We start from the raw sequence: 12,716 nt of genomic DNA, 5'->3' as shown, positions 1-12,716 counted from the left end.
GCTCCGGGAGCCGGGGGTGTGGGCCGTCAGCCCTGGTTCGGCCTGCGGTCGCGCAGCAGGACCAGGGTCGTGGCGCCGATGCCGACCAGGCCGAGGGCGAGGACCGTGATCATCGGGGTGATGCCGGAGCCGCCGGTCTCGGCGAGGTTGGTGTCGACGGCGGTGCCGCCGACCGTCGCCGGGCTCGGCTCGCTGAGCGTCTGCGTCACGGCACCGCCCGCGTCGCTCTGGGTCCGGCAGTCGAGGACCCCGGTGAACCGCTTGTCGTAGCCGTTCGGCGCCGTGATCGTGAAGTCGTACGCCTGGTCCTCCTGGAGCGGAATCGTCACCGTCTGGGTGGTCCCGGCGTCGATGCCGTGCTCGACACCCAGCAGCTCGAAGGTGAACGTCTCGTCGCCCTTGTTGGCCGCGGTGACGTCCACGCCCCCCTTGGCGCAGTTCTTCTGCGCCGACAGCGCCGGTATGGCACCGGTCTGCGCCCAGTCCGCGCTCGCGACCGCGCCGACCGTCGACTCGCTGGAACCGGCGAGGATCTGCGTCTGGCTTCTGCTCTCGGAGGTGAAGGCCCGGCCGACCGGCACGGTCGTGGACGCCTGCACGGTCAGCTCGCCCGATCCGTCCGCCGCGTCCTCCGGTACGTCGAAGAAGACCTGGCTGCCGTCCGTCGCGGAGGTGACGGCCTTGCCGTCCTTGTCGACAATCCGCACCCCGGTCGTCGCGGCGTCGGCGGGCGGCGCGACCGTCACCCCGCTCGCGTTCGTGTGCACCGTCACCGGGCCGAGTCGCTCGCCGGGGTGGCCGGAGACGGCGGGCGGTTCGAGGGTCAGCGAGGCCTGCGGCTCCGCCACGCTCCGCGCGCTCTTCTCCAGGTAGTCCGCGAGCTTCTCGGCCTGCGGGTCGACCGCGTCGACGTCGGCGCCGTCCGAATAGCGCCAGATGGCCACCTGGGTGCCGGCCGCCGCGTCGCTCTCGGTCAGGCCCTTGGTGCCGGCCTTCGCGGAGAGCGCCGCCAGGTCGTTCACCTGCGGGTAGGAGTTCTCCAGGATCCAACGGATCTTGCCCGCGCTCCTGTTGGCGCCCAGCGAGGTCCCGCTCCACGCGGTCTCGTGGTACTTGGCGTCCCGCTGGGTGGGGTTGCGGAGGTCGACGCAGTAGGTCTGGAGGGTGCCGCCGCCGTCCACGGACATCTCGAACAGGCCCGCGGAGACCTGCACATCGCTGCCGCTTCCGTCGTGGATCACGGCCGCGCCGTACGTCTTCAGCCCGCCTATCGTGGCCGTCGCCCCGCCCTGGGTCTGCGGTGTCTCGTCGGCGACGGCCGGGCCCGCGGTGGCCAGCACTCCGGCGGCGACGAGCCCGCACGCCCAGGTCGCGGCGACGAGACGCGCGACGCCCCGGCCGCGCAGGGACAGCGCGGAGAAAACAGACAACGCAGATGACACGGAATTCCCCTTCGAGCAGGACCCGTCGACGTAGGGGTGCGGTCCCACCAGCACCATCAGAGCGCCGGGAACTGTGCCCGAGCCATGCCCGGCATCCTAGGGACGCGCGCGCACCGCCCTCCCCGGTCGGGTCATCGGATAACCGATCCGACTCGGAATCGTTATCCCCAAGATCGCCTGCGAGCAGGGCTTATCGACAAATCCACCGGGTCTTTCGGAGCGCATTCATCGATAAGCCGCAGTCTGACCCATCAGCGGGCATTCACTGACATCACGTCACCATGGCGGGCTCCGCGCGCGGTTGGCCGGACCGCTTCCGACCCGGTGCGGGGGAATCCGGTGCCGAATCCTCTTCCGGCGTCTCCCAGTTGGGCTCGGGGCGGGGCGGAGAGGCCGTCGCCTCCTGCCTGTTGGCCCGGCGGAAGGCCGAGGTGCCGCGCGCCAGGTCATGGCCGATCGCCAGGGCGTCGATGTCCGCCGAGGACCGGTTCGGCTGGCCCTCGCGCACGTCCGTCCGCACCTTCAGCCGGCCCTGGACGACGACGGGGTCGCCGACCGACAGCGACGCCGCCACGTTCGTGGCCAGTTGGCGGTTGGCCCACACCGTGTAGAAGCTGGTGTGTCCGTCCGTCCACACGCTCTTCTCACGGTCGAAGTACCGCGTGGTCACCGCCAGCCGGAACCGCGCCGAGGGTCCCGTCGCCAGATCCCGGTAGATCGGCTGGGTCGCCACATTGCCGACCGCGCAGATCGTGGTGTCGTTCATCGCTCGTCCCTCCCTGACCCGGCCCCGCGAGGCCGGACGGAAACGCGTACGGGCCCGTCCCGTACGGCTGCAGTCAGACTGCCTCCGCCGAGCCGGACCCGCTGAGCGCTGTGCACCACCGCCCACCTGTGGAAAACCGTGTCACCCGCACGAGGGAACGACGTCCGGGGTCAACCCGCCCTACCCCTCACCCCGTTGGCCCAGCCCGCACGCCCACTCCGCGTCGCCCACTGCGCGTCGCCCGATCACCCACCCCGCGTCACCCGACGCCCGCCCCCGTGACCCGGGCGTACTGCTCCCGCACCTCCCGGTACCGCAGCAGCTCCGCGGCCAGCGGATCGAGCACCCGCGCCCGGCCGCAGCCCGCGGCCGCCTCCCGCAGGCGGCGCTCCGCGTCGAGGCCGTAGCGCCGGGCGGGGCCGCGGGCCGCCAGGCGGCAGCTCCACTCGACGAGCGGGCCGCCGATGATGCCCGCCACCATCAGCAGCACCGGCACGCCCAGGTTCGGCGCCATGAACCCGACGATCTGGCCCACCAGCCACAGCCCGCCGACGACCTGGAGGATCGTCATCGACGCCTGCGCCAGGACGGCGGCCGGCCACCACCCCGGACGCGGCGGCCGCCCCACCGGCAGCCCGGCCCGCGCCGCCAACTCGTCCAGCGCCTCGGGCAGCCCCTGCGACCCGCGGACGGCCGCCTCGCGCACCGCCTGTGCCCACGGCGCCGGCAGCCCGCTGGACGCCCGGTCGGCGACCGTACGGACGGCCTGTTCGACGCGCTGGCGTGCCGTGGCCTCCTCGTCGGCCTGAGCACGGATCGGCATACGGCCGGTGGTGGGTTCGCGGCGGTCGTTGTACCAGCGCCACAGACGCAACCAGGGGGTGCCGCAGGCACGGTTGGCGTTGCGCAGCCAGGCGCGTTCGGCGGCCTCGCCCGCAGCGGTCGCGCCCACCGCGTCCGCGAGCCGCGCGGCGAACTCGTCCCGCGCCTCCTCGCTGAGCCCGGTGCGCCGCCCCGTGGCGTAGACGGGCCGCAGTCTCCAGGCGGCCGCGTCGACATCGGCCGAGATGCGCCGTGCGGCGGCTCCGCGGTCCGCCACGAACTGGCCCAGGACCTCGCGCAGTTCCGGGATGCCGTCCCCGGTGAGCGCGGACAGGGAGAGCACGGTCGCGCCGGGTTCGCCGTACTCCCCGAGGGCGATGCCGTCCTCGTCCAGGAGGCGTCGCAGATCGTCGAGGACCTGGTCGGCGGCTTCCCCGGGGAGGCGGTCGATCTGGTTGAGGACGACGAACATGACCTCCGCGTGGCCCGCCATCGGCCGCAGATAGCGCTCATGGAGGATCGCGTCGGCGTACTTCTCCGGGTCGACGACCCAGATGACCGCGTCCACGAGGGCCAGCACCCGGTCCACCTGCTCGCGGTGCGCGACGGCCGCCGAGTCGTGGTCGGGCAGGTCCACCAGGACGAGCCCGCGCAGCTGGGCCTCCATCTCGGCGCTCTGCAGGGGGCGTCGGCGCAGCCGTCCCGGGATGCCGAGCCGGTCGATGAGGGTGGCCGCGCCGTCGCTCCAGCTGCACGCGATGGGCGCGGCGGTGGTGGGCCGTCGTACGCCCGTCTCCGAGATCGCCACTCCGGCGAGCGAGTTGAAGAGCTGCGACTTGCCGCTGCCGGTGGCGCCCGCGATGGCGACCACGGTGTGCTGCCCGGAGAGCCTGCGCCGTGCGGCCGCCTCGTCGAGGACCCGTCCGGCCTCGGAGAGGGTGCCGCTGTCGAGCCGGGTGCGGGAGAGCCCCACGAGTTCCCGCAGGGCGTCGAGACGGGACCTCAGCGGCCCGTCGTACGCCAACGGGGCCGGGACGTACGGGACATGCGAGGCGTGGGTCGCCTGCGCGCGGGAGGCCCGGATCTCCAGGGCGGCGGCCTGCTGCGCGGCGGTGGTCTCGTTGACGCGCCGGGCGATCAGCCCGTCGTCCCAGGCACCGGCCGCTTCCTCGGGGTCGACCGGGTCCGCGGACGCCTTGGCCTCGGTACGGCCGGGTGTCTCCGTACGGCCGGAGGTCCCGGTACGGCCGGAGGCCCCGGCATCGGACGGCACGCGCGCGTGGTCGTCGGTGTCCTTCGGGTCGCTCACCTCCTCCGTGTCGTCCACGGGAGGACGGTTACCGGGAGTTCCCTCCGGATCGCCCTCCACGGGAGAGCTGTTCTCGCGGCGGTCGCCATGGTCGCGGTGGTGGTCACGGTGTTCGTCCTGGGAGGCGTCGGCGTCCCCGGTGTGCTCCGCATCGTCGGCGTGGTCGACGTGCTCGGCGTGCTCGGCGTGGTCCATCTCGTCCGTGTGGTCCTGGTCAGTGACGGCAGTCACCGGTCACCTCTCCTTCTGCAGTACGGACAGCGCGGCGATGAGTTCGGCCTGGGGTTCGGGGTGCACCTCAAGGGCGTCGAGCGGGGCGAGCCGCCGTTCGCGCTCGGTGTGCAGGACCCGGTCCAGGTGGTCGTTGAGCAGCCGTCCGGCCCGGTCGCGGAGCCGCAACGCGCCGTGGGCGCCGATCCGTTCAGCGAGTCCCTCGCCCGCGGAGCGTGCCCTGCGGCCGCCCAGCAGCGCGGTGGCGACGAGGGCGGCGACCACCTCGGCGTCGGGCGCGACGCTCCGGTCGAGGTCGCCGATCTCCTCCTCGGCGTACTCCTCCAGCTCGCGCCGCCACCGCCGTACGGCCATCCCGATGCGGTGTTCGGCGCTCTCCAGCGAGGGATCGCGGTCGGTGAGTCCGGGGGCGGCCGCGGCGGGTTCGCGCCGCCAGGCGTCGTCCACGCGCTCGTCGGCGGCCGTGACGGCGCAGAGCAGGAGGGCGGCGAGGCTCTCCGCGAGGGCGTCGAGCAGTTCACCGGCCGAGCAGTCGAGCGGGAAGGCGCGCCAGCGCTTGAGGGCGTCACCGGCGAGCACGGCCCCGGCCTTCAGACGGCCCCGCACACGCGCGTGCTCGCTGTCGTACGCCCCGTCGACGGCAGCCGTGAGCCGGAGCGCGGCGGCGTACTGGGCGGCGGCGGCGCTGGCCAGTTCGGGCATCCGGGACTTGAGGGAGTCGAGGACGCCGTAGGCGGTGCGGGCCATGGACTGGTGGCGGGCGCCGGGGTCCTGGGCCTGCTGCACGAGCCAGCTGCGCAGGGTGGCGACGGCGCTGGCCGGAAGCAGCCCACCACCCCAGGCGGATTCGGGCAGTTCGGGCACGGTGAAGCGCGGTACGTCGCCGAGGCCGGCCTTGGTGAGGAGGGCGCCGTACTGCCGCGAGACCTCGGAGACCACCTGGTGGGGCACCCGGTCGAGAACGGTGACCAGGGTCGCGTTGTGCTCCTTGGCCGTGCGCAGCAGATGCCAGGGCACGGCGTCGGCGTAGCGGGCGGCGGTGGTGACCATGACCCAGATGTCGGCCGCGCAGATGAGTTCGGCGGCCAGTTCGCGGTTGTCGGCCACCAGGGAGTCGATGTCGGGCGCGTCCAGGAGGGCGACTCCGCGCGGGAGGGTGTCTGCGGTCTCGATCCGCAGCACGCGCATACCGTCCTCCCCGGGGAGGAGCAACTCGTCCCCCGGGTCCTGATGAGGCACCCACACGCGGGTGAGGTCGGGCAGCACCCGCATGCCGCTGAACCAGTGATGGTCCTCCGGGTGGCAGACGAGCACCGGGGTGCGGGTCGTCGGCCGCAGCACGCCGGCCTCGCTGACCCGGCGCCCGACAAGGGAGTTGACGAGGGTCGACTTCCCCGCGCCGGTGGAGCCGCCGACGACGGCCAGCAGGGGCGCTTCGGGTTCTTTCAGGCGGGGCACCAGATAGTCGTCGAGCTGGGCGAGCAGTTCGTCGCGGTTGGCACGCGCGCGTGGAGCCCCCGCCAGGGGCAGCGGGAAGCGTGCGGCGGCGACACGGTCGCGCAGGGCGGAGAGTGCGTCGAGCAGCTGAGGCCGTACGTCCAAGGTCACCACATGTGAAGAATGCCCAATTTTGGGGGAATTCTGAAGCATATGAGCATGTCTGCGCGCCGACAGAACACAACGGACGGAAGGGATGACTGGGGCATGGGCACAGTCCAGGCATAACGAGTGCACAACACCCGTGGCGCCGGGCACCAAAAGCAATGCACGATTCGTACCTGCCTGCGATTATCAGGACCGCTTCACTGAACCTCCACATCGAGCCACGCAGGTGAAGCAACAGGGACAAGGACCCGGGAGCCCTATCCTTGTCCCCGGCAACGTCACGGACCGGCCCACACCCGGGCACACCACGACCGAGGCCACCACATCCGGCCCCCGTAGCTCAGTGGATAGAGCAGGCGCCTTCTAAGCGCTTGGCCGCAGGTTCGAGTCCTGCCGGGGGCGCACACACCTTCTGACCAGCAGGACCGGGCAGAGGGCTTTTTTATGCCCGCGCGCACGGCACCCCAAGGCCAAGCGCCCTGCCCGAAGACGCGGTTCCGGCCGGGCGGGGCCCGATTCCCCGGCGCCGGCCCGATCTCCCCCGTGTTTCGACACGGTTTCCGATACGTCCTGATGGATATGCAATGGTCAAGACTTGGCCCCACCCACTTGTGGCTTCCCCCAGGGCGCCCGATCATTGGCCGAATCCCGGCCTCTCCCCCACACCCAGCCCTCCCTTCCCCTCCCCTCCCCGTGCCGTCCCCCCTACCCCCAGGAGCCCCCGGTGGCCGCTGGTCAGATCGACTCCGGGCCGGCCGGTGCGCCGACCGCCGCCCAGACCGAGCGGGAGAAGCTGCGCAAGCACTTCGGCCGTTTCGACATCCTGTTCTTCCTCCTGTGCACGATCGTCGGCGTCGACACGATCGGCACGGTGGCCTCCTCCGGCGCCGAGGCCTTCACCTGGCTCATCGTGCTGGCCGCGGTGTTCTTCATCCCCTCGGCACTGCTGATCGCGGAGCTAGGCGCCGCGTTCCCCGACGAGGGCGGCCCCTACATCTGGACCAGCCGCGCCTTCGGCCGCCTCGCGGGCGCCGTCAACAACTTCCTGTACTGGATCACCAACCCGGTCTGGCTCGGCGGCACCCTCGCCGTCTCCGCCGTGACGGCCTACACGACGTTCTTCAACGACGGCAAGGACCTCAGCACCCCCGCCTTCTACGTCTTCGCTCTCGTCTTCATCTGGGTCGGCGTGCTCGCCGCGATCCTCTCCTTCGACATCGGCAAGTGGATCCCCACCATCGGCGCCTGGAGCCGCTTCGTCCTCCTCGGCCTGTTCACCGTCACCGTCGTCGTCTACGGCGTCGAGCACGGCCTGCACGGCTTCGGCGCCGGCGACTTCTCCCCGACCTACGTGGGCTTCGTCGGCCTGGTCCCCGTCCTGATGTTCAACTACGTCGGCTTCGAACTCCCCAACACCGCGGGCGACGAGATGACCGACGCCCAGAAGGACGTCCCCTTCGCGATCTTCCGCAGCGCCGTCCTCGCCGTCCTGCTCTACGCCCTGCCCATCCTCGGCATCCTCCTCGTCCTCCCGGTCAAGGCCATCACCGGCCTCGGCGGCTTCCTCGACGCGATCCGCCAGGTCTTCACCGTCTACGGCGGTGACGTGACCGCCGACGGCACCGTCGCCAGCAGCGGCGCCGGCACGGTCCTCGGGGACATCGCCGCGGTCCTGTTCATCCTCACGGTGCTGTCCTCCGGCGTCACCTGGGTCATGGGCTCCGACCGCGCCCTCGCCGTCTCCGGCTACGACGGCGCCGCGCCGCGCTTCCTCGGCGTCATCTCCGGCCGCTTCGGCACACCGGTCCGGGTCAACATCCTCAGCGGCCTGGTCTCCACCCTGGTCCTGGTCCTGGCCCACCAGCTCACCCACGGCAGCGCGGCGAAGCTCTTCGGCGCGGTCCTCGGTCTCGCCGTGTCCACCACGCTGGTCAGCTACCTGGGCATCTTCCCGGCCCTCGCGGTGCTGCGCCGCAAGGCCCCGGACGTGCCCCGCCCCTACAAGGCGCCCTTCCCCCGCACCATCAGCACGGTCCTCACCCTGCTCATCCTGTTCGCCAGCGTGCAGTTGGTCGCGCCGGGGCTCGGCGACCACTGGTTCGGCGGCGACTACGCGCCGGACGGCTGGACGCACGCCGAGCGCTGGAAGTACCTGCTGACCGAGGCCGTGCCGCTGCTCGGCTTCATGCTGCTGGGCGTCCTCTTCTGGGCCCTGGGCAAGCCGACCCGCACGGCCAACTCGCTCTCGCCCGGCAGGGAGTAGCGTTCCGGACGATCACCGGGAACCGGAACCACCCAAGGAACTGCCGTGCCTCTGCGCTGTGTCGTCCTCGACGACTACCCACACGTGGCGACCGAACTCGCCGACTGGTCGCCCGTCGAGGCCACCGTGGAGGTCGTGAGCCTGCGTGAACACCTCGGCGACGACGAGTTGGCCGCCGCCCTCGCCACCGCCGACATCGTCGTCACCCTGCGCGAACGCGTCGCCTTCCCCGCCTCGCTCCTCGCCCGCCTGCCCCGCCTGAAGCTGCTGATCGCCTCCGGCATGCGCAACTCGGTCATCGACTACGCCGCCGCGCGCGCCCACGGCGTCACGGTCTGCGGCACGGCCAGCTCCTCGACGCCTCCCGTCGAGCTCACCTGGGCCCTGCTGCTCGGCCTCGCCCGCGGAATCGTCGAGGAGGCCAACTCCCTGCGCGACGGCGGCCCTTGGCAGCGGACGGTCGGCGCCGACCTGCACGGCCGCACCCTCGGGCTGCTCGGTCTCGGCAGGATCGGGAGCCGGGTCGCCCAGGTGGGCCTGGCCTTCGGCATGCGGGTCACGGCGTGGAGCGAGCACCTCACGAAGGAGCGCGCGGACGCGGTGGGTGTCCAACTCGCCGCGTCCAAGGAGGAGTTGCTCGCGACCGCCGACTTCGTCTCGGTCCACCTCGCCCTCGGCGACCGCACCCGCGGCCTGCTCGGCCCCGCCGAACTCGCCCTGCTCAAGCCGACGGCGTATCTGATCAACACCTCGCGCGCGGCGATCGTCGACCAGGACGCCCTGCTGGCCGTCCTGCACGAGGGCCGTATCGCCGGCGCGGGCCTCGACGTCTTCGACACCGAGCCCCTCCCCGCCGGCCACCCGCTCCGCACGGCACCCCGCCTGCTCGCGACACCGCACCTCGGCTATGTGTCGCGGGCCAACTACGCGACGTACTACGGCCAGGCGGTCGAGAACATCCGGGCCTACCTGGCGGGTTCACCCGTACGGCAGCTGCCGTAGAGCAGCGGGCCGGGTGTCAGGCCGCCGTCGGTCGCCGGTAGACGCCTTCGCTCCGGCGCAGGTGGTGGAGGTCCACCAGGTAGCGCCGGAGCGTCACATGGTCGACCTCTCCGTCCTCGCACCAGGCGCGCAGCTTCTCGTTGACCGTGCGCTCGGGGTAGGCGACGCCGGGTACGAAGGTCTGCTCGGCGATGTGCTGGAGCACCACCTGCTTGCGGGTCCACTGGGCGGGCAGGCGGACGAGGCGACCGCCCCGGACGAAGGTCCGCAGGATCATGTCGGTGTGCTCGTCGCCGGTGACCGGGCCGGTCTCGACCGGCTCGGTGTCCTCGCGGGCGAGCTTCCTGAACAGGTCGTAGTCGACGCGGAGTTCGCCGTCGTCCAGGGTCTTCACCACGCCCTGTTCGCGCAGCCGCAGGAGGGCGAGGGCCGTGCCCTTCGGGGTCAGGCCCGCCGCCTCGGCGACCTGCTCGGAGGTCTCGGCGCCCAGGGCGACCGCCGCGAAGGCGCGCACCCGGTTCTGCTCGGCGAACAGACGGAACAGTTGGTCGGTTGCCATGGGCGGAGATTAGTGGACTTCCGGCCGCCGGGGGATCGGTTTTCCGGCCGCCGAACACCCGCTCCCGGCGCTCGAAGCCGTGTTCCCCAAGAGTGATCCCCACGTTCGCGCCGTTACCAGCCTCGCGCCGCCGCGTTGAACCCGAAGTGCGGTGGCGAGTCCTGCCGCCGCGCTCACCGAACCAAAGGAGAACGTGATGTCTCGCATCGCGAAGGCGGCCGTGGTCGCCCTCGGCACGGGTGCCGTGGCGCTCAGCGGCGCCGGCCTGGCCATGGCGGACGCGGGCGCGCAGGGTGCGGCCGTCGGTTCGCCCGGCGTCCTGTCGGGCAACGTCGTGCAGGTCCCGGTCCACATCCCGGTCAACGTCTGTGGCAACACGGTCAGCGTGATCGGCCTGCTGAACCCCGCGTTCGGCAACACCTGCGCCAACGTGAGCGGCCACGGCCACCCCGGCCACCCCGGCCCGGGCTACGGCGGCAACGGCTACGGCCACTGACCCGACCGCACCCGCGGACGGACGTACGCGAAGAGCCCCGGCACCTCAAGGCGCCGGGGCTCTTCCCGTGTCCGCGTCCGGTCAGCCGTAGCGGTAGACGGCGCTGACGTCCTCCAGCTGTTCCGGTGTCACGTCCCACGGCGGCATCTTCTGCTGCCGGGCCACGATCCGGCCCTCCTGATCGTCGCCCGCCGCCGGGGGCTTCGCCGGGAGGTAGCGGGCGCCGCGGTGCCTGCTCTGCCAGCGTGACCACTGCAGGTCGACGAAGGCGTGGTGGAGCCAGAACACGGGGTCGTTGACGGAGGCGCCGCCGAGCATCACACCGCCGACCCACTTGTGGACCCGGTTGTGGTTGCGCCAGGACGCGCTGCCGGAGCCGGTGCCCCACCCCTCCAGCCGGTTGCGGAACCCCGTGCGGCAGGTCGAGTCCCAGGGCGAGACGTCGTAGACCGGGTCGGCGAGCGCTCCGTCGAGGTCGCTCTTCGTCGGCAGCACGATGGGTGAGCCGGCGCGGCCCAGGTCCCGGGTGAGGTACGGCTCGTCGGTGATGTTCTCCGTGAGCTTCCAGTTGCCCGCCGCGTACGCGAACGGCCCGGTCGTCACCTGGTGGTCGGAGCTCCGTCCGGTGCCGCCGAGCAGGTCCTTCGTCCAGGGCAGGGCGGTCGCGGAGCGGTCCCGCGTCCAGTCCCAGTAGGGCACGGTCACCGAGGAGTCGACCCGGCGCAGCGCCCGCTCCAGTTCCAGCAGGAACTGCCGGTGCCAGGGCAGGAAGGAGGGCGCCATGTGCGCGGAGCGCAGTCCGTACTCCCCGTCGGGCACGAAGTACTCGATGTGGGTGCGCACGAACTCGTCGTACTCGCCCCGCCGTTTGATCTCCAGGAGCGCCGCCACGAACCGCCGCTTCTCGGCGGCGGTGAGAGTGCTGACGTCCTTACGCGTGTACGCCATGGTCTCCCCCCATGTGCATCGGCCCGTCCGCCTCGCGCAGCTCCCGCCCGGGGTTCAGCTCGTCGACGGCCGCGCGGGTCGCCTCCAGGGCGGTGGGGTACGAGCGGTAGTGGTCGACCATGCTCAGCCAGGTGCCGTCGGCCCGCCGCATCAGATGCAGCGGGCGCCCGTCCACGGTGATGTGCCAGCCGTCCTTCAGCACCCCGTGGAGACGACGGCCCCGGTACGTCTCGTCGAAGGCGGTGTCCCGGGGGTCCGCACCGGAGCGCGTGGACCGCGAGGCCGCGACGACGGGCACGAGGGCCACCGCGAGCGCGGCGCCGAACACCCCGCGCAGCGCCTCCCGCCGCGTCCTGCGCCCCGGCGCCGGTCTCACCGGCGCCCCGCCCACCCGCACCCCGCCGACGCTCACGGTCATGGCCCAACTCCCTCGTCCGTACGGCTCGTTCGAGGGCCTAACCGTCCGGCGCCCCGTGCGGTCACCGTCCGCACGGCAAACGGAAGGACCCGGGTCGCACCGCCCGGGCCCTCATCCGTTCCGGCCCCGCGGCCGCCCTCGTCCTTCCCGCGCTACGGCTCAGAGGCCGGCGCCCGTGACCAGGTCCGCGCCCGGCACCGTCTGCAGCACCGGGGCCAGGACGCCCAGCTGGGGCGCCTTCAGGTCCGGGAGGCCGAAGTTGTCGGGGTTGGGCGGGGTCAGCGGAGCGTCCAGCGCCAGGCCGGGGGCCGCGGTGCGCAGGTCGGAGGCGGGCACGCTGACGCCGAGGTGGTCGAAGCCGTCGCCGAGGACGTGCGGCAGCGGGGCGCGCAGCTCGGCGCCGGGAAGGCCGCCGTGGACCGGGAGCTGGGGCAGCACCCGCTCGGGGATGAGGCGGCCCTCGACGTACCGCGGGCCCTCGGGCGCACCCGGCATGGGCACCGGCACCTCCCCGCCCAGCTGGGGGAGTTCCATGCCGAGGGCGCTCTCCGCGCCCCCGAGCGGCACGGGCACGGGAACCGAGCCGAGCGCGGCGGCGGGGGTCGCGGCGGCACCGGCCGCGGCCGCTACGGCCGTGAGGACGGCGGCGATGGTTCCTCGGGTGGTCGACTTCATCTCGAGTACGGTCCCTTTCGGAATGCGGAAGCTCTGCGTGCTGACCGGGTAACGAGGCCGGGGAGGACATCAGTTCAAGATTCCCCCGGGTGCCGTAGTAGTCGGCTTTCCGGAATTCCCGCTCACGGGCCGGGCGCGTACTTACCGCCAGCGGGCCGGAACCGGTGATTCCCGCCCGCT

General features: G+C 72.3%; 11 protein-coding genes and 1 tRNA gene. 4 read left to right on the top strand and 8 right to left on the bottom strand.

Going from position 1 to position 12,716, the window contains the following annotated elements; all coding sequences use genetic code 11:
- Positions 1-26 precede the first annotated feature (26 nt).
- From ACIPTO_RS12765 to ACIPTO_RS12750, 4 genes are all read right to left on the bottom strand, one after another.
- Positions 27-1,442 carry a Cys-Gln thioester bond-forming surface protein gene (locus tag ACIPTO_RS12765; protein WP_401191271.1) on the bottom strand — a complete coding sequence of 472 codons (1,416 nt, stop codon included), beginning with the start codon at positions 1,440-1,442 and terminating at the stop codon, positions 27-29.
- A gap of 271 nt (positions 1,443-1,713) precedes the next feature.
- On the bottom strand, positions 1,714-2,208 hold the full coding sequence (locus tag ACIPTO_RS12760) for a single-stranded DNA-binding protein (RefSeq protein ID WP_401191269.1): 495 nt from the start codon (positions 2,206-2,208) through the stop codon (positions 1,714-1,716).
- 259 nt (positions 2,209-2,467) lie between these two features.
- The gene (locus tag ACIPTO_RS12755; protein WP_401191267.1) at positions 2,468-4,570 is read right to left on the bottom strand and encodes a GTPase; all 2,103 of its coding nucleotides are present in this window, start codon (positions 4,568-4,570) and stop codon (positions 2,468-2,470) included.
- 3 nt (positions 4,571-4,573) lie between these two features.
- On the bottom strand, positions 4,574-6,181 hold the full coding sequence (locus tag ACIPTO_RS12750) for a dynamin family protein (RefSeq protein WP_401191265.1): 1,608 nt from the start codon (positions 6,179-6,181) through the stop codon (positions 4,574-4,576).
- 323 nt (positions 6,182-6,504) lie between these two features.
- Here ACIPTO_RS12750 and ACIPTO_RS12745 point away from each other — a divergent pair.
- The 3 genes from ACIPTO_RS12745 to ACIPTO_RS12735 all read left to right on the top strand — a co-directional run bounded on the left by ACIPTO_RS12745 (position 6,505) and on the right by ACIPTO_RS12735 (position 9,440).
- A tRNA-Arg gene (locus ACIPTO_RS12745) sits at positions 6,505-6,577 on the top strand.
- 322 nt (positions 6,578-6,899) lie between these two features.
- The gene (locus ACIPTO_RS12740; RefSeq protein ID WP_401191263.1) at positions 6,900-8,438 is read left to right on the top strand and encodes an APC family permease; all 1,539 of its coding nucleotides are present in this window, start codon (positions 6,900-6,902) and stop codon (positions 8,436-8,438) included.
- A 45-nt stretch (positions 8,439-8,483) separates the two neighbouring features.
- A complete protein-coding gene (locus ACIPTO_RS12735) occupies positions 8,484-9,440 on the top strand; it encodes a D-2-hydroxyacid dehydrogenase family protein (protein ID WP_401191261.1) in 957 nt (318 codons plus the stop codon).
- 16 nt (positions 9,441-9,456) lie between these two features.
- Here ACIPTO_RS12735 and ACIPTO_RS12730 read toward each other — a convergent pair whose 3' ends face one another.
- On the bottom strand, positions 9,457-9,999 hold the full coding sequence (locus tag ACIPTO_RS12730) for a DUF2087 domain-containing protein (protein ID WP_366313377.1): 543 nt from the start codon (positions 9,997-9,999) through the stop codon (positions 9,457-9,459).
- 196 nt (positions 10,000-10,195) lie between these two features.
- On the opposite strand from ACIPTO_RS12730, the gene ACIPTO_RS12725 reads away from it, so the two are divergent.
- A complete protein-coding gene (locus tag ACIPTO_RS12725) occupies positions 10,196-10,495 on the top strand; it encodes a chaplin (RefSeq protein ID WP_366313375.1) in 300 nt (99 codons plus the stop codon).
- 81 nt (positions 10,496-10,576) lie between these two features.
- On the opposite strand, the gene ACIPTO_RS12720 is transcribed toward ACIPTO_RS12725, so the two are convergent.
- The 3 genes from ACIPTO_RS12720 to ACIPTO_RS12710 all read right to left on the bottom strand — a co-directional run bounded on the left by ACIPTO_RS12720 (position 10,577) and on the right by ACIPTO_RS12710 (position 12,536).
- Positions 10,577-11,443, bottom strand: coding sequence for a tyrosinase family protein (locus ACIPTO_RS12720; protein WP_366313373.1), 867 nt, complete (start codon positions 11,441-11,443; stop codon positions 10,577-10,579).
- The gene (locus tag ACIPTO_RS12715) at positions 11,427-11,861 is read right to left on the bottom strand and encodes a tyrosinase family oxidase copper chaperone (protein ID WP_401191258.1); all 435 of its coding nucleotides are present in this window, start codon (positions 11,859-11,861) and stop codon (positions 11,427-11,429) included. The genes ACIPTO_RS12720 and ACIPTO_RS12715 overlap by 17 nt, the downstream gene beginning before the upstream one ends.
- A gap of 159 nt (positions 11,862-12,020) precedes the next feature.
- Positions 12,021-12,536, bottom strand: coding sequence for a hypothetical protein (locus ACIPTO_RS12710; RefSeq protein WP_366313369.1), 516 nt, complete (start codon positions 12,534-12,536; stop codon positions 12,021-12,023).
- Between the last annotated feature and the right edge of the window lie 180 nt (positions 12,537-12,716).

It is taken from the genome of Streptomyces sp. NPDC090083, assembly GCF_044747445.1.
Taxonomy (GTDB): domain Bacteria; phylum Actinomycetota; class Actinomycetes; order Streptomycetales; family Streptomycetaceae; genus Streptomyces.
Note: the sequence above shows the minus strand (reverse complement) of the source record. Positions and strands in the feature narration are given on the sequence as shown.